Annotated in this window: 14 protein-coding genes and 1 riboswitch; of the genes, 3 read left to right on the top strand and 11 right to left on the bottom strand. The window is 70.5% G+C overall.

What is annotated here, in order from left to right:
* Nucleotides 1-174: 174 nt before the first annotated feature.
* A complete protein-coding gene (locus ACZ4LX_RS14175; protein ID WP_467649672.1) occupies nucleotides 175-2,769 on the bottom strand; it encodes a SpoIIE family protein phosphatase in 2,595 nt (864 codons plus the stop codon).
* A 604-nt stretch (nucleotides 2,770-3,373) separates the two neighbouring features.
* Between ACZ4LX_RS14175 and ACZ4LX_RS14170 the strand changes: the two genes are divergently transcribed.
* Nucleotides 3,374-4,699 (top strand): geranylgeranyl reductase family protein, encoded by a 1,326-nt coding sequence (locus tag ACZ4LX_RS14170; protein ID WP_467649668.1) that lies wholly within the window; start codon nucleotides 3,374-3,376, stop codon nucleotides 4,697-4,699.
* Between the two features lie 124 nt (nucleotides 4,700-4,823).
* On the opposite strand, the gene ACZ4LX_RS14165 is transcribed toward ACZ4LX_RS14170, so the two are convergent.
* Complete coding sequence (locus ACZ4LX_RS14165) at nucleotides 4,824-7,385, bottom strand: SpoIIE family protein phosphatase (protein ID WP_467649667.1); 2,562 nt, start codon at nucleotides 7,383-7,385, stop codon at nucleotides 4,824-4,826.
* A gap of 133 nt (nucleotides 7,386-7,518) precedes the next feature.
* Here ACZ4LX_RS14165 and ACZ4LX_RS14160 point away from each other — a divergent pair, with 133 nt between their 5' ends.
* Nucleotides 7,519-7,689 carry a hypothetical protein gene (locus ACZ4LX_RS14160; protein WP_467649666.1) on the top strand — a complete coding sequence of 57 codons (171 nt, stop codon included), beginning with the start codon at nucleotides 7,519-7,521 and terminating at the stop codon, nucleotides 7,687-7,689.
* Nucleotides 7,690-8,017: 328 nt separating this feature from the next.
* On the opposite strand, the gene ACZ4LX_RS14155 is transcribed toward ACZ4LX_RS14160, so the two are convergent.
* Nucleotides 8,018-8,206 (bottom strand): antitoxin, encoded by a 189-nt coding sequence (locus tag ACZ4LX_RS14155; RefSeq protein ID WP_467649665.1) that lies wholly within the window; start codon nucleotides 8,204-8,206, stop codon nucleotides 8,018-8,020.
* Nucleotides 8,207-8,397: 191 nt separating this feature from the next.
* Here ACZ4LX_RS14155 and ACZ4LX_RS14150 point away from each other — a divergent pair, with 191 nt between their 5' ends.
* On the top strand, nucleotides 8,398-10,041 hold the full coding sequence (locus ACZ4LX_RS14150; protein WP_467649664.1) for a GMC oxidoreductase: 1,644 nt from the start codon (nucleotides 8,398-8,400) through the stop codon (nucleotides 10,039-10,041).
* 154 nt (nucleotides 10,042-10,195) lie between these two features.
* Here ACZ4LX_RS14150 and ACZ4LX_RS14145 read toward each other — a convergent pair whose 3' ends face one another.
* From ACZ4LX_RS14145 to ACZ4LX_RS14110, 8 genes are all read right to left on the bottom strand, one after another.
* Nucleotides 10,196-10,675 (bottom strand): carboxymuconolactone decarboxylase family protein, encoded by a 480-nt coding sequence (locus tag ACZ4LX_RS14145; RefSeq protein ID WP_467649663.1) that lies wholly within the window; start codon nucleotides 10,673-10,675, stop codon nucleotides 10,196-10,198.
* Nucleotides 10,672-11,751, bottom strand: coding sequence for an NAD(P)H-dependent amine dehydrogenase family protein (locus ACZ4LX_RS14140; RefSeq protein ID WP_467649662.1), 1,080 nt, complete (start codon nucleotides 11,749-11,751; stop codon nucleotides 10,672-10,674). The genes ACZ4LX_RS14145 and ACZ4LX_RS14140 overlap by 4 nt, the downstream gene beginning before the upstream one ends.
* Nucleotides 11,752-12,035: 284 nt before the next feature.
* A complete protein-coding gene (locus tag ACZ4LX_RS14135) occupies nucleotides 12,036-12,914 on the bottom strand; it encodes a transglycosylase SLT domain-containing protein (RefSeq protein WP_467649661.1) in 879 nt (292 codons plus the stop codon).
* A gap of 3 nt (nucleotides 12,915-12,917) precedes the next feature.
* Nucleotides 12,918-13,103: riboswitch (cyclic di-AMP (ydaO/yuaA leader) on the bottom strand.
* A gap of 415 nt (nucleotides 13,104-13,518) precedes the next feature.
* Nucleotides 13,519-16,317, bottom strand: coding sequence for a DUF5682 family protein (locus ACZ4LX_RS14130; RefSeq protein ID WP_467649660.1), 2,799 nt, complete (start codon nucleotides 16,315-16,317; stop codon nucleotides 13,519-13,521).
* Nucleotides 16,314-17,426 (bottom strand): ATP-binding protein, encoded by a 1,113-nt coding sequence (locus ACZ4LX_RS14125; protein WP_467649659.1) that lies wholly within the window; start codon nucleotides 17,424-17,426, stop codon nucleotides 16,314-16,316. Before ACZ4LX_RS14125 ends, ACZ4LX_RS14130 begins: the two co-directional genes overlap by 4 nt.
* Nucleotides 17,427-17,610: 184 nt before the next feature.
* Nucleotides 17,611-19,086, bottom strand: a complete 1,476-nt coding sequence (locus ACZ4LX_RS14120; RefSeq protein ID WP_467649658.1) for a VWA domain-containing protein — start codon at nucleotides 19,084-19,086, stop codon at nucleotides 17,611-17,613.
* A complete protein-coding gene (locus tag ACZ4LX_RS14115; RefSeq protein WP_467649657.1) occupies nucleotides 19,083-20,471 on the bottom strand; it encodes a hypothetical protein in 1,389 nt (462 codons plus the stop codon). Before ACZ4LX_RS14115 ends, ACZ4LX_RS14120 begins: the two co-directional genes overlap by 4 nt.
* The gene (locus tag ACZ4LX_RS14110; RefSeq protein ID WP_467649656.1) at nucleotides 20,471-20,974 is read right to left on the bottom strand and encodes a hypothetical protein; all 504 of its coding nucleotides are present in this window, start codon (nucleotides 20,972-20,974) and stop codon (nucleotides 20,471-20,473) included. The genes ACZ4LX_RS14115 and ACZ4LX_RS14110 overlap by 1 nt, the downstream gene beginning before the upstream one ends.
* Nucleotides 20,975-21,127 lie beyond the last annotated feature (153 nt).

The following is a 21,127-nucleotide window of genomic DNA, read 5'->3' as shown; positions in this document are numbered from 1 at the left end:
CTCGGCGGCCAGGGCCAGTACGAACACGTCATCAACAACACCGGATCCCCCACATCCGGCACCACCACCGTCCCGTCGAACGTGGTGTCCTTCCCCTGACGCCGTGTGCGCGGTGAACGAACCCTGCGGGGCCCGGCAGTTGCTGCCGGGCCCCGCCCTGTCGGGGGACAGCCCTCAGCCGGAGGGCGGGGAGCCGTCCAGCGTCTGCTCGGACCAGATGACCTTGCCGCGCTCGGTGTAGCGGGTGCCCCAGCGCTCGGCGAACTGGGCGACCAGGAACAGCCCTCGCCCGCCCTCGTCGGTCGTCGCGGCATAGCGCAGGTGCGGGGAGGTGCTGCTGCAGTCCGACACTTCACAGATCAGCGCCCGGTCGTACAGCAGCCGCACCCTGATCGGCTCGGAGCCGTACCGGATCGCGTTGGTGACGAGCTCGCTCAGGATCAGTTCGGTGACGAATCCCTCCTCGTCGAGGCCCTGGTCGGCGAGCCAGCGGATCGCCTCCTTGCGAACGCCCGCGACGGCTGCGGGGTCCGGTTCCACCTGCCACTGGACGCGGCGCGCCGGGTCCAGAGTGCGGGTGCGGGCGACCAGCAGGGCGACGTCATCGCCCGGGCGGGCGGGCAGCAGGGCCTCCAGCACGTCGTCGCAGGTCTCCTCCGGCGTGCGGTCGCGTCCTGCCAGGGCGTTCCGCAGCTCTGCCAGACCCTCGTCGATATCCCGGTCGCGGCGCTCCACCAGACCGTCCGTGTACAGCACCAGACGGCTGCCCTCGGGCACCTCCATCTCGATCGCCTCGAAGGGCATGCCACCGATCCCGAGTGGGAGACCGCCCGGGATGTCGGGGAACTCCACGGTGCCGTCGGGCAGGACGAGGGCCGGTCCGGGGTGGCCGGCCCGAGCCACCGAGCAGCGTCCGGTGACCGCGTCGTAGATCGCGTACAGGCAGGTGGCCCCGGTGATCCCTCCGCCGGTGGACCCCTCGTCCTGGTCCATCCTGCCGACGAGTTCGTCGAGATGGCCGAGGAGTTCGTCCGGCGGCAGGTCCAGTGTGGAGAAGTTGTGCACCGTGGTACGCAGCCGGCCCATGGTGGCCGCGGCGTGCAGACCGTGCCCGACCACATCCCCGACGACGAGCGCGACCCGGGCGCCGGACAACGGGATCACGTCGAACCAGTCCCCGCCCACCCCTGCCTGGGCCGGCAGATAGCGGTAGGCGACGTCGAGGGCGTTCTGCTCGGGAAGGCCGCTCGGAAGCAGGCTGCGTTGCAGGGTCACCGCCATCTCGTGCTCGCGGGTGTAGCGCCGGGCGTTGTCGACACTGACCGCCGCCCGGGCCACCAGTTCCTCGGCGAAGGACAGGTCCTCGGAGTCGAAGGGGGCTTCGTTCTGCGCGCGCCAGAAGTTCGCCATGCCGAGAATGACCCCGCGCGCGTGCAGGGGCACGGAGAGCAGCGAGTGGAATCCGTACGCGAGGATCCGCGCGGCCTGCTCGGGGTCGGCCCGGCGCCACTGCTGGGACGTGGTCAGGTCGGGCACCACCCAGGTGTGGCCGCCGCTGCTGCCGAGGCCTTCGGCGCTGGTGGGCACGAAGCCGACCACGCGGCCCAGCGGGTAGAGCGGATGCCCCGGGCCGACGCCGCCCACGGCGGTGCGGCGCATGTCCATCACGTCTCCGGCCGGTGTCTCCGGTTCCTCCCCGCGCAGCACGGAGTCGGCGAGGTCGACGGTCACGCAGTCGGCGAACTCCGGCACGGCCACCTCTGCCAGCTCCTGCGCGGTCGTGGTGACGTCGAGGGTCGTGCCGATGCGGGCCCCCGCCCGGTACAGGAGCAGCAGCCGCTCACGCACGGTCTCCGCCCGGCCCGTGACAGCCTGCAGTTCCGTGGTGTCCCGAAGGGTGGCGACCATGCCGGGCGGACCGCCGCGTTCACCGGTGGGGCGGAGGTTGACGGCAAGCAGCCGCTTCCCGGCGGGTCGCACCTCGTCCGTGGCGATGTGCCCGGAGGCCAGCAGCTGCGCGGTGCGGGGGTCCAGTCCCAGCTCCGTCATCTCGCGGCCCTCGGCGCCGGGGGGCAGCTCCAGGAGCCGGCGGGCCTCGTCGTTGGCGAGGGCCAGCCGGCTGTCGGCGCCGATGATGAGGACGCCTTCACGGACCGCGTGCAGCACCGCGTCGTGGTGTTCGTACATCCGGGTCATCTCGGCCGGCCCGAGGCCGTGCGTCTGCCGGCTCAGGCGGCGGCTCACCAGACCCGCGCCACCCGCTGTGAGGGCGAGTGCGGCCACTGCGGAGCCGAGGGCGAGCGGGATGCTCGGGTAGGCGAGCTTGTTCACCGTCTCGACCTTGATGCCGACCGACACCACCCCGGCGGCCGTGCCGTCGCGCCGTTCCACGGGCACCACCGAGTTGACCGCGAGTCCCCGGCTGGCGTTGACGGTGCGCGTGATGGTCTCGCCCTCCAGCACCTCTTTGTACGGGCCCAGAATGTGTTTCCCGATCAGTGCGATGTCGGGGTGGGTGTACCGGATGCCGTTGGTCCCGGCCACGACGACGTACTCCACGCCCGCGCTGCGCCGGACCTCCTCGGCCCGGGGCTGCAGGACGGCTGTGGGATCCCGGCTGTCCAGGGCGGCCGCTACTCCGGGCGCGTGGGCGAAGGTCTCCGCGACGCTCAGCGACTGGGTCCTCGCCTCGTGCATGCTGTCCCGTCTGCCCTGCACCAGCAGGGCGACGACGGCCACCACGACGAGCAGCGTCACGATGCCCAGCATGAGGACGAACACCTGGCCGGCCACCGAGTGGACGCTCAGAAGGGAGCGCAGCCGAGCGCCGCGTGAGGACCGCCCGGGGTCCCGGCCGGAGGTCGCACGCTCGCCACCGCCCGGGGGTCTTTCAGCCTGCCGATGCGGCTGCCGGGCGGAGTGGTGAAATCGCGTCCGGAATCGACCTGTACCACCCACATCTTCAGGTTTAACACGATTCGCCGTGGCCGCCCGTCCGGGACTGGGCGCGTTCATGACCGCCGGACGTGTGAACGGCGCACGGTGCGGGCATATGACGGATTACCGACAGGAGGTGGTACCAGTGGGCCGCATCAGGATCGTCCGACGCCCCTCACTTCCGTCCCGGCCGCCGCCGCTCGATCTGCGCACTCCGTCCGGACGCCCGCTGCCGTACTGACTCTCGCGCTCCGCTCATCCGTTCCCCTCGGGGCCGCACTCCGTGCGGCCCCGAGGCGCGTTCCGGAGAGGTTCCGACTGCCTTCGGGTCCCGGGGTGTTGATCACCCTCCGCGGAGTGGGGTGAACCGGCAGGATGTCGGTGTACAGGGTCACCGTCCGCGGGCGGTCGCCGGCCGTACCAGGAAAGGGTTCCCATGCGGGAAGCGCACGCAGACCGGTCCGCCCCGGACGAAAGCTCCGCCCCCGGCCTGTCCGAGGAGGCTCAGGTGATCGTGGTGGGGGCGGGCCCGGCCGGCTCGTCCGCCGCCTTCCACCTCGCCAGGGCGGGCGTCGACGTGCTGCTGCTGGAGAAATCCGTGTTTCCCCGCGAGAAGGTGTGCGGTGACGGCCTGACCCCGCGCGCGGTGCACCAGCTGATCCGGATGGGCGTCGACATCAAGGCGCCGGGCTGGACGCGCTCGCGTGGGATGCGCTGGGTGACGGGGAGCCGGCAGGTTCAGATCGACTGGCCCGCACTGGGCGGCTATCCGGACTTCGGCCTCACGCGGAGCCGCCACGACTTCGACGACATCCTGGCCAACCACGCGGTAGCGGCAGGGGCCCGGCTTCGTACCGGCGTGAAGGTGACGGAACCCGTGACCGACCGGGCCGGCCGCATCACCGGGGTCACGGCGGAATCCGTTGCGGGAGAGGCGGTCGTGCACCGCGCGCCGCTCGTCATCGCCGCGGACGGCGCTTCGGCGCGGCTCGCCCTCGCGATGGGGCTGGAGCGGGACACCAAGCGGCAGATCGCCACGGCGGCCCGCCGCTACTACCGGAGCCCCGAGCGTTCCCGGGAGGAGTTCCTGGAGCTCTGGGCCGATCTCCGGTATCCCCGGAGCGACCGCTATCTGCCGGGGTACGGCTGGATCTTCCCGATGGGTGACGGCCGCGTCAACGTGGGCCTCGGCGCGATCCCCCACCGCCGCCACGGCAAGGCCGACCTGCGGGCCGCCCTCGACCGGTGGCTGGCCCGGACGCCCGAGGCGTGGGGGCTGCGCGAGGAGAACGCCGAGGGTCCGGTCCGCAGCGCGGCGCTGCCGCTGGGCTTCAACCGCCATCCGCTGTACACCAGGGGGCTCCTGCTGGTGGGAGACTCGGGCGGCATGATCAGCCCCTGGAACGGTGAGGGCATCGGTCAGGCCCTGGAAGCGGGCGAGGTCGCGGCCGAGGCGGCCGCGCTGGCACTGGCCCTGCCCACGGGGCCGAGGCGGGAGAGGGCTCTCCATCACTACCCGGTCGAGATGAACCGCCGCTGGGGCAGCTACTACCGGCTCGGCAACACGGCCGCGGACCTGGTATTCAGCCGTTCGGGCTTCCAGCCCGTACTCAACCGTTATGTGCTGGGCTCCCCGTTCCTCCTCAACACCCTGGCCCGGCTGCTCACCAACCTCACGGACAAGCCCTCGCGCGATGTGATCGACCACGTCCTGAACACCGCGGTGCGTCTCGTCCCCGCCCCGAACGCGCACCGGCGCTGAGCGACCGCCCAACGGCACCGGAGGGGACCGGTGCCTGCACGGACGCGCGCGGGACCAGGTCCGTGCGCGGTTCGTCGATGCCGTGCGGCCGGGTCACCGGGGGTGGTGCGCCTGTGGCACCGGGTCACCCGGCCGGTGCGCCCGGTGCCACCTGTGGCGGGTCAGGAGGCGGTGGGGAGAACGCCCGGGGCCACCGGGCGGCGAGAAGCAGGGCGATGTCGTCGGGACGGTCCGCCGCCTGCCTGGCACGGCCGATCACATGGTCGGCGGTTTCGGCCAGGGAAGCCGGTCCGAAATCGGCGATCGTACTGCGCAGCCGCTCGACGCCCACGTCGATGTCCGTCCCCGACTCCTCGACCATGCCGTCGGTGTACAGCGCGAGCATCTCGCCGGGGGCGAGGTGCAGATCGGCGACCGGGTAGGACGCTTCGGCGTCGATCCCGAGGACGATGCCGCCCGGCAGGTCCATGACCTCGGCCGTGCCGTCGGGCCGGCGCACCACGGGCTGCGGGTGACCGGCCCGGACGGCCTGCGTGCTGCCGTTGGCCGGGTCCATGACGATGTAGCAGCAGCTGGCGAACAGCCCGGGGTCGAGATCGATGAGGAGCCGGTTGGTGCCGCTCATCACCTCCTGCGGATCGTGCCCGCTGAGCGCGAAGGCCCGCACCGCGCTGCGCAGCTGGCCCATGGTCGCGGCCGCCGTGACTCCGTGCCCCTGCACGTCCCCGATGACCAGGGCGAGCTTCCCGCCGGTCTCGATCACGTCGTACCAGTCGCCGCCGACGTCCATTCCCTGGGTACCGGCGAGATAGCGGCCGGCGGTGTCGACGCCGTCCATGACGACGGGCAGCCCGTGGGGAAGCAGGACGTCCTGGAGTCCACGGGCCAGGGCCGCCTCGGTGTCGTAGCGCTGGGCCCGTTCCAGTGCCTGCGCGATCAGGCCGGCGAGGGCGGTCAGGACCGTACGCTCCTCGGGGCTGAAGCCGCGCGGCTGGTCGAAGCCGAGGATGCAGGAGCCCACGTGCCGTCCGGACGCGATCAGGGGCAGGAAGGCGCGTGCGCCGACGTCCGTCTCCATGGGAATGCCGGGGTATGCGGCGGCCAGTCGCTGCATGGATTCGAAGAAGATGGGACGGCCGGTGGTCAGTGTCTCGACGCCGGGGATGCGGGCGTCGAGGGCGACGCCGTCGAACCGGTCGAGGAAGCCGTGGGGGAAGCCGGTCTCCCACTCCAGGTAGAGGTGTCGCTCCTTCAGCAGGTAGATCGCGAGCTGGCGTCCTCCGAAGGCGGGGAGCAGTTCCTCGGTGACCACTGCGGAGACCTGCCTGGCGGTGACCGCCTCGGTGAGGGCGATGGCCAGGGCGACCGGCCGGTAGAGCGCGGCGGAGCGGTCGGCCGGGGAGCCGAGGCCCAGCCCGGGTGAGACGACGGAACCCGGCGCGTAGACCGGCTCCTCGGTGGGGGTGAGTACGGCGGAGAGGCCGTCGCGACCGGGGTACAGGGAGACCGAGAGCCAGGGAGGAGGGGTGCGCCTGGCAAGGAAGTGGACCGGGGCGTCGGAGAGCATGGCGGCACGGTAGTGGTCCTCGTAGGCGGGGTTCGCGAACCACGGCAGGGCCTCCCAGAGCACCCGTCCGACCAGCTCGGACCGGGTGTGCCCGAGGATCTCCTCGGCCAGGTGGTTGACGTAGGTGATACGGGCGAAGCGGTCGAGGGAGAAGATGCAGCGCGGCAGCCGGTCGGCGGCCTCCGCGACGACCGGGCCGATCCCGAGGTCCACCAGGAACCCCGTCAGACGGGTGGTGGTGCCGGGGTCCGCGGCATTCTCCGTGCGGCCGGAGATCTCCAGCAGGTGCGAGCGTCCGTCTGGTCCGCGCAACCGCATCCTGCGGACGACCGCCCCGCCCGAGCCCACGGCCTGGCGCCCCAGTGCCCACAGCCCGTGGACGTCCTCCGGAGCCAGCCGTGCCGCCAGCGCTCCGACGGTTCCGGGGAACTCCTCCGGCCGGGTGCCCAGGATGGCGCACAGCTCGTCGTCCGCGTCGACGGCGCCACTTGCGAGGTCCCAGTCGAAGCGGCCGATCCGTACGGGTGGCGAACTGCCTGCCGGAAGCTGAACGGGAAGCGGCTCCTCGTTCCACTCCGGCTTCGTCCCCGCGGACTCCAGTCCGGCCAGCGCGGAGCCGAGTCCTTCGGCGACGCTCCGGAGTCTGCGCCGGTCGGCTGTGCTCACCGGCTTCCCGGGCGTCGCCGGGCGCATGACGACCAGGACCCCGACCGGTCTGTCCCCGCTGATGACCGGGACATAGAGGGAGCCGAAGGGGAAGGGCAGGCCTGCCATGAGCTGCGGGAAGCGGCGCATCGCCTCCTCCGCGTCGGCGAGGTGCACGGCGTGGCCCGAGCGGAAGGCTTCGGCGACCGGGAACGGGCGGTTCACGTGCATCCGCCACCAGGGACGGAACAGCGATCCCGGCAGCCCCGCGAGCACGGCCAGCCGCAGGAGCCCCGGGGTGAGGGAGGTCAGGTAGACGCCGCCCGCCTGTCCGCCGGCGGATTCGATCGCGTTCACGACAGCCTGGGCGAGCACCAGAGACAGTTCGTCCGGCGCCCGGCCGTTGTCCCGTCCCCCGGAAAGACCGCCGCTCGCGTTGAGCGGGATACGCCGGGCAGCGCCGTACCAGGTCACACAGCCAGCATGCTCCTCGGCCGCTGTGCCGCGCACTTCAGAGAGCGAGGTGCCGGTGGCCGAAATGCACCCTTCGCTCTTCTGTGTGAGCCTGGAGGCGACCCATCATCCGACATCCGCGAGGAGGCAGATCATGGGCAAGAAGCAGAGCCGGCACAATCGCGGTGCCCGAACCGGGGGTCATGAGCACGCCGCGGCCACCGAGACCAAGACACAGACGGACTCGAACCCCGAACCCGACGCGGTGAAGGCGATCTCCGAGCAGGTCTCCCACAAGCGCGAACGGAAGTTCGGCCACAACTGACCCCAGAGTGAACGCACTTGCGCGATCCGCGGGACGGCAACGGCGGAGCGGCAGCGACCGGGCCCCAACCGGGCCATGACGTTGCCGCCGCGCCGTGGCCGTCCCGCGCCCTGAACCCACCCTCACACCGCAGCCCTACCCTCGGACGCCGCCCCGGCGTTGCCGTCGATTTGAGATCGGCGCCGCTGCGGCCCGGCGTCGCCCGCGCCGCCGGAAGCGGGCTTGTCCAACAGACCCCCGGAAGTGGGCTTGTCCAACAGACCCCGGGCACAACGAACCCCAGGCCTCCGCCCGAACGGGCGGAGGCCTGTTGGAGGGTTCCGGCGCTCTACTGCTCGCCGGTGGGCGGGCGGCGTTCGCCGATCTGGTCATTGAGCTTCTGCTGGGCGGAATCGACGTGACCGCTGTGCTTGCCGCCCGTCTTCTTGTCGATGAAGTCGCCACCCTTCTCGACTCCCTGGCGGGCCTGGTCAGGATGGCCCTTGATCAGGCCCTTGATCTTGTCGAGCATGCTCATGACTTTCCTCCTGACGGAGCGCTGACCCTCCCAGCATCCACGCGATACCCCGCCGTCGCACCCCGGGACGTGACGGCCCGCCACCGGCCACAGCCGTTCGGGGCCCGGAAATTACCCACAGGTATGTAGTGACTTCTCGCGCGGACGCCAGTAGAACTCGTTCCCATTCGATCGAAAGTGAGGAACGTCACATGACGGCTTCGAGCTTACCCCACAAGGGATCGAGCGGTGTCTCGCGACGCAGATTCATCACTGGAACAGGTTCCATACTGGGAGCAGCGGCACTCTCGGGGAACGCCGCCTCGGCCCAGGCACGTACCACCGGGGCAACCGCCACCCTCGGCAGTGGGGACCACATCCCGGTCCTGGTGATCGGCACCGGGTACGGGGGTTCCGTCGCCGCCCTGCGGCTCGCCCGTGCGGGAATCCCCGTCCACATGGCCGAGATGGGAATGGCCTGGGACACCCCCGGGGCGGACGGGAAGATCTTCGCCAACACGACAAGTCCGGACGGCCGTTCGTACTGGTTGCGCACCAAGTCCAAGCAGCCCCTCAGCAACTTCCTCGGCTTCCCCATCGACCGGGCCATCCCCCGCTACACCGGCATCCTGGATGCCGAGGACTTCAGCGGCATCACCGTCTACCAGGGGCGGGGTGTCGGCGGCGGGTCGCTGGTCAACGGCGGAATGGCGGTGACGCCCAGGCGCGAGAACTTCGGTGCGATCCTCCCCTCGGTGAACGCCGACGAGATGTACGCGACGTACTACCCACGCGCCAACTCCGGGCTCGGGGTCGCCACCGTCGATCCGGCATGGTTCGACAGCGTGGACTGCTATCAGTACGCCCGGGTCGGCCGCAAGCACGCCCAGCGCTCCGGCTTCCCGTTCGTGTTCGTGCCGGACGTGTACGACTGGGACTACATGGAGCAGGAGGCGGCCGGCACCGTACCCAAGTCGGCGCTGGACGGGGAGATCCTCTACGGCAACAACTACGGCAAGAAGTCCCTGCAGAAGACCTACCTCGCCGAGGCCCGGGCGACCGGAAAAGTCACCATCTCGCCTCTGCACCAGGTGACTTCGGTCGCACCGGCCACGGGTGGCGGCTACACCGTCGTCATCGACGAACTCCGCACCGACGGAAGCGTGGCGACCACCAAGACGGTCACCGCGGACAAGGTGTTCTTCGCCGCCGGCAGCGTCGGCACGAGCAAGCTGCTGACCCGGCTGAAGGCCACGGGCGCGCTGTCCGCTCTGAACGACGAGATCGGCAGGGGCTGGGGCGACAACGGCAACGTCATGTGCGGCCGCGCCAATCACGTGTGGGACGCGACCGGCGCGGTCCAGTCCAGCATCCCCTGCGGAGGCATCGACAACTGGGCCGCCGGGGGTGCGTTCGCCGAGGTCGCACCGCTGCCGACCGGGATCGAGACGTTCGCCTCGTTCTATCTGTCGATCACGAAGAATCCGAACCGTGCCCAGTTCTCCTGGAACGCCGCCACGGGCAAGGTCGATCTGAACTGGCAGACCGCCTGGAAACAGCCCTCCATCGACATGGCGAAGACAATCTTCGACAAGATCAACGCCAAGGAGGGGACGATCTACCGGACCGACCTCTTCGGCGTCTACAAGATCTGGGGCGACCACCTCACCTACCACCCGCTCGGCGGCGCGGTCCTGAACAGGGCCACCGACAACTACGGTCGCCTGCACGGCTATACGGGCCTGTACGTCATCGACGGCGCACTGATCCCCGGCAACACCAGCGTCAATCCGTTCGTCACCATCACCGCGCTCGCCGAACGGAACATCGAGAAGATCATCGCCACCGACCTGTGACAGCGGGCCCTCGACCGGCCCGTGACGGCGGTGCCATGGGGCGAACCGTCCAGTAGGAGGCAGTGGTCGGGCCTCCTGCTGGATACGCGCCACGACCCGGTCCGTTCGTCCGGCAGGCAGGCACGCAGGCAGGCAGGCAGGCAGGCAGGCGGATTCAGTGCCCCGGCAGCACGCACACGGCATCGAGACCCAGCACATGGTTGAGCCTGCCGAACGCGAGCCAGGAGCCGATGCTCATACTGAGTTCGACGATCTCGTGCTGGCTGTAGTGCGCGGTCATCCGGGCCCAGAAGGCGTCATCCAGGCCGTGGTGATCCAGGGCGTACCGCTCGGCGTACTCGGCCGCCAGCCGGGTCCGGTCGTCGAAGGCATCGGTGTCGCGCCAGTCGCTCACCGCACCGGCGAACTCCTCCTCGACCTTCTGACCGTCGCGTTCGGTGCGCCAGTCCAGACAGAAGAGACAGCCGTTGATCTGCGCGACGCGCAGCCTGGCCGCCTCGAACTCCCGAAGCCCCAGCGTCGTGTGCTGGTACACCGACAGGGAGAAGTTCGCGGCGGCCATGCCGATACCGGGAACCATGTCGCCCCATACGTAGCCGATCGGCTCCTGGCCCTCGGGGATGTCGATGATCATGGCTGCTTCCTTCCGAGTCGGCCGGCTGCGGGACGCAGGGGGACGTCGAGCGCGTCGTAGAGTCCGGGTTCCGCTTCCACCAGCCAGTCGACGGCGTTCACCAGCCGGCCGACCGCGGTGGCGTTGCCGCCCGCCGACCGGTTCTCGTCCTCGTCGGTGGCCTCGACGGTGACCTCGATACGCGGGCGTCCCTCGATGATCACGCGGTGGGCACCGGCCCCGTCGGGCGGCGACGGCCAGTCCGGAGCGCAGGACGGATGGATGCGGGTGATGTGCTCGATGACGATGCGGGGTTCACCCTCGACGATGCCCTGCACCTCGAAGCGGACCGCGCCCTGGGTACCGGCCCCGAACTCGCCCATCGTCCGGGTGGTGACGGTCGCTTCGAGGGGCCGCCTGGCCATGGTCTCGCGGATGTCGTCGAGTTCCACGCCCAGGGCCCGGGCCATCAGCCGTATCTGGCCGCCCCACACCATGGTCGGGATGGAGGCCGCGAGCATGAGCGGCTCGTACTCCATGGGATGTCCCATGCCGATCAGGTCGCGGACCGCGGCCGGCTGATCGTAGGTGGAGTAGTCGAAGATCTCCTGGCAGCGGATCGCGTCGACCGTGCTGCCGAGTCCGCTGATGAGCAGGGGCAGCACGTCGTTGCCCCAGCCGGGATCGACTCCGGAGACGAAGAGCGAGCCGCCGCCGCCGGCGACGGCGGCGAGCAGGGGTTCGCGGAGTTCGGGCGGGGCACCGCGCTGGTCGTAGAGGGCGTAGAGGGCCGGCGTGACGACGACCGCGCCGCCGGCCACCGCCCTGGTGATGTCGGCCAGGGCCTCGTCGGGGCGGATGTCACCGGAGGCCGCGTACACGACGGCTCGGGGGCCGGTGGCCAGTACCGCGTCGATGTCGCCGGTCGCGGCGACGCCCAGATCGCGGTCCAGGCCGGCCAGGCGGCCCGCGTCCCGGCCTGCCTTGGCGGGGTCGTGGACGATGACGTGCGCGAGTTTCAGGGCCGGATGGGCCTCTACGGCGCGGATGGCCGCGCGGCCGACATTGCCGGTACCCCAGACCACCGTGGAAATCATGCGGCGGAGGGTAGCGCGCGGGATGAAAGGTTCATAGTGCCATCGCGCACCGGGTTCGGAGCGGGCCGGGCCGGGCCCGGCGCCACTCACCGGCCGGCCTGACCGGGCTGTGGCGGAGGCCGTACGGGGTCCGGCCCGGCGCCCGCGGGGAGCGGTGCGCGGTATCCGTACGTCACGGCCCATGAGCCGGATCACGTGGAAAAGGGGCAGGAGGGAGCGTTTCAGCTCCCTCCTGCCCCTTTCACCTGGTCACCGCTCCGCGCGGGAGAGGGACCTCGGGTGGCTCAGTAGGCCCCGAAGACGTTGTCGATCGAGCCGTACGTGGCTGCGGCGTAGTTGCACGCTGCGGTGATGTTGGCGACCGGGTCCAGGATGTCCAGCGAGGTGCCGGGCACGTGGTAGGCGTCGAACGTGGGCTGGATGACCTGGAGGAGACCCTTGGACGGGGTGCCGGCGGCGGCGTTCGAGTCCCAGTTGTTGACGATCTGCGGGTTGCCCGAGGACTCGCGGATGACGTTGCGGTAGATGCCGTCGTAGCTGCCGGGGATACCGTTCTCGGCCATGACGGCGAGCGACTCCTTGATCCAGCCGTCGAGGTCGTTGGTGTACGTCGTCGCGGCCTGCGTGGAGGCGCTCGCAACGGTCTCCATGGCGACGGGCTCCGCCGTCCGCTCCGAACGGTCGGCGCGGTCGGTGCTCTCGGCGCGGTCGGCCGACTGCTGCGAGGCCTCGGCGGAGGAGTTGTCCGCCTTGAATTCGCTCTTGGCCGCAGCCTTGGGGGCGGCAGTCGAGGACTTGGCGCCGATGGTCAGCTTCAGGCCCGGGTGAATGAGGTCGGGGTTGTCGCCCACCACGCTCCGGTTGTCCTGGTACAGCCGCTCCCACCCGCCGCTGAGGGAATACCCCCGGGCGATCTTGGAAAGGGAATCACCGGAGACCACGGAATAGCTGGAGGACTTGGCCCCCTGTGCGGCAATTTCCCTGACCGACACGGAAGTCGAGGCTGCGGCCTTTTTCGCGACGACCGCCTGGGCGGGTGCGGCGGAAGCCGACCCGGCAGCGATCAGGGGGAGCGCCAGAACGGCTCCGCCCGCGCTCACGGCGATGAAACCGCGGGTCAGGGTGGTGGACTTGAAACGGCTGTGCTGACCCTTGAAGGGCATGGCGCTTTTCCTCTCCGCCGCCTGCGAGGTGAGCTGTCGGGTTCGGACTGGAGATGTCCGGCCGCACATGGCGACTTCACCCCTAGCCGTTCCGGATTCCGGAACGGCGGCAAACCTGGGTCCCCCGCTCCTGCCGCACGTGAAGTGGTCGGGTTACCGGACGGCGGCAGGATTCGGCGTTCCATCCGGATTGACGGTGACCGTAAGCGAGAAAGGCAGGGCGAAACAAGCCCGGAATTGGTGATCACAATTGATTCGCAAGATCAATAAAAGGAAATGTGCGACGCCGGTCACACCGGGGCGGGGCAACTTTCTTGGCGCGACAGGGAACCGAGGTCCGCGGATCCGCGTCGGGGGGCGAAAACGTGATGCCGACCACTGTGACCGAAAAGGGCGATTTGCCACGCCTTCGGGGATCATGAGCCACAGGCAAGCCGCTTTCGCGAACCTGTCACACCTTCCCGGCATGTCGCACAAACAGGACAGCTGGGGGCTCGCGGCCCGTGCGGCGCAGGCCGGCGCCTCAGCACCCCGTAGGGGCCCGGCCCACCGCGTGACGCGGTGGGCCGGGCCCCTACTGAATCCGTAGGCCGCTCCCCTGACCTCAGCCGGCCAGCAGCGCCTCCAGCGCCACCGCGGTGTCCGGGTACCTGTCCGCCAGGGCCACGCCCGACCCACCGGAATCGGGGCCCTCCCACGTCCCTTCCCAGCCCAGCAGCGCCGCCACCGCGTCGCAGGTCCCGGGGTGCGCGGCGAGCAGCGTGCAGCCGCGGGCGGCCTCCCGGCGGCCGGCCGCCGGCGCCTCCGGCTGCACCCGCCACGGCGGTATCCATGTGTCGAGCGCCCCGAGACGGCCCGGAAAGGTCCGTCCGGCCTCGCGGATGAGCAGGGGGGCCAGGTCGGCACCGCCCGCGCGCAAGGTGGTGACCAGAGTCGGCAGCCAGGGCAGGAGCACCGGGTCAGGCAACCGTCCGAACGCCTGCGACACCGCCTCCACCACGAAGTCCGTGAGCCCCGGTACGGGTTCCAGCGCGTGGACCAGGCCGCTGAGGTAGCGCGGGTACGCGGGCACCACGAGGGGGTTGTCCAGCAGTTCGTCACACCGCGACCGCAGCTCCGCACGGGAGAGCTGCCCGAGCCGCACCTGCGCCGCCCACAGGAGCGCGGTCCTCGACGGCTCCTGGGGGTGCGACTGGGCCAGGGCCAGCTGGAGCTGGGCGCGGTCACAGCCGAGCGACAGGGCCAGGTTCTCCATGCTGAAGAGGAAGCCGAGCATCGCCGCGACGTGGCGGACCGTGGCGTCGTCGTCGGTGAACGACATGGGCAGCAGGGTGCAGTAGTGCGCGTACCCGGCCTTGACGAAGGACTCGATCCAGGGCGGCAGGACCGGCTCACTGGTGCGGTAGTAGGCCAGCAGCCGCCGCACCCGGCGCAGTACCTCCGGTGCCCCGTCGACGTTGCGTTCGGCTCCCAGCACCTCCAGCGCGCGGGTGCCCAGCTCGTCGGCCAGGCGGCTGCTGCGCAGGTACAGCGTCGCGTCCTCGACGGCTTCCAGCACGCTCGCAGCGGTGGCCTGCGGAGCGTAGGCCGAGCGGCGCAGCCGCTGCTCCAGGACCTGTTCGATGCTGACGCCCTCGTAACCGAGCTCGATGAGGGCCCGCTGGTGGGTGCCCAGCGCCAGGTCCCACGACTCCTGGATCGACCGCTCCCCCAGACTCCGCTCGCCCATGATCGGCCTCGCGGCGCCCGGTGGCATCAGCCGGCGCAGTATCCACAGGACGTCGGAACACCGCTCCAGCTCCGGCCGGGCGGCGATGTCCAGGAGCGCCCTGCGCACACCGCGCTGCTCCAGTCGGAGATCCAGAGACGCGAGCCGGTCGTGCACATCGCGGGCCAGCGGCGGGAGGGAGTCGTAGCCGACCTGGCCGACCCGGTCGCCCCCCATCATGATCTCCACCAGACGGCGCACATCGCGCCGCCCCGGCACGGTGTCCTTCTCGATGCAGGTGACGGCCGCGTCCTGGAAGTCGTACGGCGTCGGCCTGGCCCGGTCGCGCATGCCGGCCAGCAGGATCGACGTCTCGAACACCGCGATGGCGTCGGCGGTGGAGGCGAGATAGCCGTTGCGGCGGGCGGCGCGCACGATCTCGACGCACCAGCCGAGCAGTTCGGCCTCGTCGAGCCGGTCGAGGACGGGCGGCTTCCGGAGGAAGCCGGACAGCTTGTCGGAGGGGTCGGCCGCCGGTCCCGAAACCGGCGCGGGCACGGTCTTCCTGGCCCTCGGCTTCTTCCCGCCCGCCTGCCCGGTCAGACGGAACGGCTCCACGCGGGTGCGCCGCAGGTTCTTCGCCCAGAGAGTCGCGGCGATCGAAACCGAGCCGGCGACCAGACCGAACTGTGCCTCGATCGCCGCGTGGCTGGACGGGATCAGTCCGTGCTGCCACTTGGTGGCGGTGCGCGGGGCGATCTCGAAGGTGTCGCTGCCGTGGACGCCGAACTCCGCTACGCGGCTGGCCGCGTGGAAGGCACCGCAGACGTAGAGACCGTCGGCGGGGTCGGTGCCGCTCGCGGCCAGGTGGGTGCGGATCCGCGTCCACATGTGGCGTTCGCGGTCCTCGTCCACGCGTACCCGGTGCGGGTCGCCCGGAGCGAGGTGGCGGAAGAGGCTGCCGATCAGAAGCATGACCTGGCGGTAGGTGTCGTGGTCGCCCTCACCCAGCGGCAGTTCCACGTACTGGTGCCACCACTCCGACCAGTGCCGCACCTTGCCGTGCCGCAGCAGGTGCTCCTCCAGCTCGGCGAAGCGGGGCCGCAGGTCACCGATGCCCACACCGACCGCGTCGCCGTGCAGTGCGGTCTCCTCCTCGGCGGGCGGTGTGTCGGAACCGGACGGCTCCGGGCCGTCGTCGGGGTGTTCCGCCCGGGCGTCCCATTGGTGGACATGGTCCGACGAACGGTCCACGAGGACCAGTTCGACGCCCGGTGTATCGAGTGCGTAGGCGATCGCCTGGTACTCGGCCGAGGCCTCGGTGATCGGGGCGACCACCGACAACGGGGCCCATTCGGCCGGGAACCCGTCGATCTCGGTCGCGAACGCCTGGACCGCCACGGGAAGCCTGCAGTTGCGCAGCTCGGCCAGGAGCGGAGCCATGTCCTCGCACAACTCCAGGTAGATCACCTTCGGCCGCTTCTCCCGCAGCCGGCGCGCCATCGCGATCGCCGAGGCGGGTGAATGATGGCAGACGGGAAATATCTCCAGGGGCTCCCGCACGGCACGGTCCACGTCGTCGACGATGCCGAGAAGGATGGACTCCAGGGCGTCGGGTCCGTCGGCGAACGTCGCGGCGGCCTCCCTCAACTGGGTGCGCAGCTCTTCGAAGCTCCGCTCGTGCGTGCCGGTCACGACAGGGTGGCGATCGTCTCGCGGCCGCCCTCCAGGAACTCGGGCCAGGCTCCGCCCTCTTCCTTGCTGCGGGGCTCGACGACACCGTGCAGGTACTTGTTGAGGATGGCCAGATCCTCGGGATCGCGCCGGGCCAGGGAACCGACGAGTGAGGATGCCAGTGTGCGGGCGGTCAGATCGCGTTCGCCGAAGAAGTTGCCGTGCAGGATCGCGTCCTCCAGTACGCCGATCTGCTCGGCGGTGGACAGGGCGGACTCCAGTTTCTCGTCGTCGCTGCCGGCCGCGGCCGCCGAGGCCCGCAGGTCGGCGAAGCTCTGCAGCAGCACGTCGAGGAGTGTCGGAGGCACGTCGAGCTCGATGCTGTGCCGGCGCAGCAGTTCCTCCGTACGGAAGCGGACGATCTCCGCCTCGCTCTTCTTGTTCGTCACCACCGGGATGCGGACGAAGTTGAAACGGCGCTTGAGCGCGGACGACAGGTCGTTGACACCCCGGTCACGGCTGTTGGCGGTGGCGATGACCGAGAATCCGGGCTGGGCGAAGACAATGCTGTCGCTGTCCAGCTCGGGAACGGAGATGTACTTCTCGGACAGGATCGAGATCAGCGCGTCCTGGACGTCACTGGTGGAGCGGGTCAGCTCCTCGAAGCGGCCGATCGCGCCGGTCTCCATCGCCGTCATGATCGGTGAGGGGATCATGGACTCCCGCGACTGTCCCTTGGCGATGACCATGGAGACGTTCCAGGAGTACTTGATGTGATCCTCGGTCGTGCCTGCCGTGCCCTGGACGACCAGCGTGGAGTTGCGGCAGATCGCGGCGGACAGCAGCTCGGCCAGCCAGCTCTTGCCGGTGCCGGGATCGCCGATGAGCAGCAGGCCTCGGTCGGAGGCCAGGGTGACGATGGAACGCTCGACGAAACCCCGGTCGCCGTACCACTTCTGTGTGATCTCACGGTCGAGGCCGTCGGCACGTTCGGAGCCCAGGATGAACAGCCGGACCATCTTCGGCGAGAGACGCCAGGAGAAGGGCTTGGGGTTGTCGTCGACGGACTCGAGCCACGCCAGTTCCTCGGCGTACTTGATCTCGGCGGGGGCGCGCAACAGGTCGGACATGAGAGGCCCTTTCCAGGAGTTCTGGTCATTGGTGGGTGGAAGAAGGAGCGGTTCCGGGTGCGTGCGGCTGTGCCGCGAAGGGGTCCCTTTGTCCGCGGAGCCATGGGGGGTGACCGGACCGCGGCAACGCCGCGGCTGGGCGTGTAGTACTGACGTGTGATGCCCCCGGTTGCCGGGACAGCCCTTAGGCGAGGAACGTCTTGAGCTCGTGGACGAGCTTGCGGATGTGGCCGGAGATGACCGGCGTGCCGAGGGCTTTGAAGCGCTCGCGGAACCAGGGATTGACCTCCTGGCGGCCGGAGCTGGTGACCGAGCCGACGGGGATGAACTTCACTCCGGAACGGTGGACGGCCTCGATGCCCTCGAAGAGCGGCTGGGAGCGGTCGAACTCGTAGAAGTCGGAGATCCACACCATCACGGTGTCCGCGGGGTCGGTGATCTTCGGACGGGCCATCGCCATCGCCACGGGACCGTCGTTGCCGCCGCCGAGCTTGGTGCGCAGCAGGGTCTCGAAGGGGTCGTGCACCCAGGGGGTGAGGTCGAGCGCCTGGGTGTCGTACGCGATCAGGTGGACGTCCACCTTCGGCAGTCCCGCGAAGACCGACGCCAGGATGGTGCAGTTCACCATGGAGTCGACCATCGAGCCCGATTGGTCCACGACGACGATCAGCCGCTGGGGTGTCGTCTTGCGTGCGGTGTGCCGGTAGTAGAGGCGGTCCACGTACAACCGCTCCTCCTCCGGGCTCCAGTTGGTGAGGTTCTTCCAGATCGTGCGGTCGAGGTCGAGATTGCGGAACACCCGCTTGGGCGGGACGGAACGGTCCACGGCTCCCACCGTCGACTTCTCGACCTGGGTGCGCAGTACTTCGGCGACCTCGTCGACGAAGCGGCGTATCAGGGCCTTGGCATTGGCCAGGGCGATACCCGAGAGGTTGTCCTTGTCCTGGAGCAGTTGCTCGATGAGCGACATGCTGGGGTTGAGCCGCGCCGCGAGGGCGGGGTCGGCCAGCACCTCGCGCAGGTGCATCCGCCGGACGAGGTCGGCTTCGAGGGCGCCGAGCTCCGGCCCGATCGCGGGAATCAGCTGGGCGAGGCCGGGACTCGGAACGCCTGCGGAGCCCGCTCTCCCGCTGCGGCCGCCGCGCAGATCGCCGGGGGCGCAGCCGAGCGCACGCTCCAGCCAGCCCGCATCGGACTGCCAGCGCGCCAGTTGTCCGGCGGTGACCGTGCCGGAGCCGGAGGAGAAGACGTTGAGGAGCACCTTCGACACCAGCGCCGCCCTCCGCACCTCCGCCGCCCGGTCCCGTGCGCCGTCGTCGTCCGTCCCGGGGGTCATCAGGCCGTCGAACTCGTCGGCCAGTTCGGGGTGGCGCTGCACGACCGAGTCGACCGAGGTCTGCGGGTCGAGCAGCGCGGACGGCAACCGGAGGTCCTCGACGACGGCAAGGCTCGCCGACTCCAGCGCGGGCTGCTCCTCGGGGTCGAAGAGCCGGGCGAGGAGGCGCCAGTACAGGACCTGACGGCGGTTCTCGTGCGGATCGGCCTCGGGGGCGCGCGGCGACACGGCCGGGTCCGGCGTCGGCGCGGGCGCGGCGGGCCCTGTCCCAGCCGGGGCGGGCAGGGCGGGCGGGTCCGGCTGGTCCGTCATGTACTCCGTCATTTCCGCAACAGCCTTCCCGCGCGCTCCCTGAGTACGGTCACGGCGTCGGTGGCCGCCTTCTCGGCCTTGGCGCCGGACTTGTCCGTGGTGCCGCCGGCCCAGCCACCGGCGTGCAGCGCGACGGTCTTCTTCCGCACGGTCGTCTCGACGGCCAGGGGCTGGAGGCGGTAGGCGCCGGCATCCCAGCGGAGCAGGGCGATACACGCGCCGGATCCGGCGACGGCCTCCGGCGTGAGCGGCCCGGCGGCCGGGATGCGGTCGGTGTCGACCTCCAGTGGATGGCCGGCCACGGTGAACGTCAGTGCGCCCTCGCCCTGTTGCACGGTGTATCCCTCAAGGAACACCGGCACGGCGATGCGTGCCGGATGGCGGTCCAGCGGTGCCGTCACCGCGGCGGTGGCAGCGGGCAGGGCGACCCGGGCCGAGACGAAGGCGTCGGCGGGCTCTCCCCGGCGTGCGTGCGCGTCGCTCCAGATCAGATCGCCCTCAGCGGTGACCGGCATGGCGTCGAGATCCATCGAGCGGCCTTCACCGGCAGCTGTCAGAAGGGACATGTGCGGCCGGAGCAGCTGCCAGAGGCCCGCTCCGACCACCGTGTCGGGCTTGGGCGCCGCGACGGCGGCCCGCACCAGACGGGGTGCGCTGCCGTCGGCGGGCTCGAACACCGCGTGGACCTGGGCCTGCGCGGCGGTGGGGTGTTCGTGCAGGTCGACGCCGAGGGGCAGGAGCCGTCCGGTGACCGTGTCCGTCACGGACGCCTCCGCCGCACCGGGCAGCGTCAGCAACAGCGCGCGTGACCACAGGTCGGCCCAGCGGCGCGCCGGCACCCGTTCCGTGTGCCCACCCGGGCAGGACGCCGCGAGTTCGGCCAGGAATCCGTCCAGCAGCATCGCGAGCCGTCGCAGCGCGGGGTCCGGGAGCATCGCGGAGACCACGGGCGCCGCCCCCGCGACGATGTCGTGGTCCATTCCGTGCCAGCCCGCGCGCGCCAGATCGGCGAGCCAGGAGCGAGCGGCGGCAAGCAGATTCACCGGGGTCCGGTCCTCGGGTGCGGGTACGGCGGCCCCGCCGCCCGGTCTGCCGGTGGCTTCCTCGACGCGGCTCATCAGCGCGTCGTGGACGGAGCCGAGCAGCGCGGTGCGGGCGGCTGCGAGGGCGACGAAGTCGTCCTCGTCCGCGGATCCGTCCGCGGTCCTCCCGGCCGCCTCGGCGACTCGTGTGGCCAGTGGCGTCCCCGCGACGGCGTGGGCGAACTCGGCCAGTCCGGCAGCCCGGTCGGGCCGGGGGCGCAGCAGACCCTCGGTGAGGGCCTGGTCGAAGAGGTCGACGGCCGTCAAGGCCTCGTCGAGCCCCGGAACGGTTTCGAGGAGCGGATCGGTACGCATCACGCCACCGTCCTGGTCGGCGGGAACCACTGCATCTCCGGCAACGGCGAGGTGCTCGGCCCGAGTTCGAGGTAGGCCAGATGGCGCAGGAAGCGGCTGAAGACGGGGGCGGCTTCCTCGGTGTCCCCCTGCGAGGGCCAGGTCCCGCTCATGCGGGCTGTGATGTTCTGCGCGCTCGGCTCCTCGTCCTCGGTCTCCACCTTGAGGTAGCCGGCCACACGCGCGGCGCCGTACTGGAGCACCGCCTCGTTGATCAGAGCCTTGATGTGATTGCAGAACGAACCCCGCGCGCCGCCGCAGGGCCTGTTGTTGTTGGTACTGCAGGCGAACGCGTACGCGCCGGCGGCGACCGACGAGACGTAGACCCGCCCGATGTCCGAACCGCTCGACACGACGCCCTGCAGGCGCCCGTCGGCCAGCTCGACGAACGGGACCTTGGCCAGTTTGCGTGGTCGCGCGGGGGCTGTCACCCGCGCCGTGCTCGACCTCTCCCAGTCCGACAACGCACCATCTCCTATGCACCGAGGGGGTGTCCGCGCCACATCGGCGGAACACCACTGAACCTACGCGCGACCACTGACAACGCCGGTGGCTCACGTACTCGGGACAGGACGGCCGGACCGGTGCCGCCGGCTCCGGTCCGTTCTCCGTACGGT

This window comes from Streptomyces sp. NPDC026062 (genome assembly GCF_055568375.1).
This window is presented reverse-complemented; position numbering and strand designations above follow the sequence as displayed.

What these genes read in the sequence shown, in the direction of transcription:
- ACZ4LX_RS14120 (WP_467649658.1), bottom strand. Translation starts at nt 19,086, where the DNA reads ATGACGGAGTACATGACGGACCAGCCGGACCCGCCCGCCCTGCCCGCC.
- ACZ4LX_RS14155 (WP_467649665.1), bottom strand. Translation starts at nt 8,206, where the DNA reads ATGAGCATGCTCGACAAGATCAAGGGCCTGATCAAGGGCCATCCTGAC.
- ACZ4LX_RS14175 (WP_467649672.1), bottom strand. Translation starts at nt 2,769, where the DNA reads ATGCTGGGCATCGTGACGCTGCTCGTCGTGGTGGCCGTCGTCGCCCTG.
- ACZ4LX_RS14135 (WP_467649661.1), bottom strand. Translation starts at nt 12,914, where the DNA reads ATGCCCTTCAAGGGTCAGCACAGCCGTTTCAAGTCCACCACCCTGACC.
- ACZ4LX_RS14145 (WP_467649663.1), bottom strand. Translation starts at nt 10,675, where the DNA reads ATGATCATCGACATCCCCGAGGGCCAGGAGCCGATCGGCTACGTATGG.
- ACZ4LX_RS14140 (WP_467649662.1), bottom strand. Translation starts at nt 11,751, where the DNA reads ATGATTTCCACGGTGGTCTGGGGTACCGGCAATGTCGGCCGCGCGGCC.
- ACZ4LX_RS14160 (WP_467649666.1), top strand. Translation starts at nt 7,519, where the DNA reads ATGGGCAAGAAGCAGAGCCGGCACAATCGCGGTGCCCGAACCGGGGGT.
- ACZ4LX_RS14170 (WP_467649668.1), top strand. Translation starts at nt 3,374, where the DNA reads ATGCGGGAAGCGCACGCAGACCGGTCCGCCCCGGACGAAAGCTCCGCC.
- ACZ4LX_RS14150 (WP_467649664.1), top strand. Translation starts at nt 8,398, where the DNA reads ATGACGGCTTCGAGCTTACCCCACAAGGGATCGAGCGGTGTCTCGCGA.
- ACZ4LX_RS14125 (WP_467649659.1), bottom strand. Translation starts at nt 17,426, where the DNA reads ATGTCCGACCTGTTGCGCGCCCCCGCCGAGATCAAGTACGCCGAGGAA.
- ACZ4LX_RS14115 (WP_467649657.1), bottom strand. Translation starts at nt 20,471, where the DNA reads ATGCGTACCGATCCGCTCCTCGAAACCGTTCCGGGGCTCGACGAGGCC.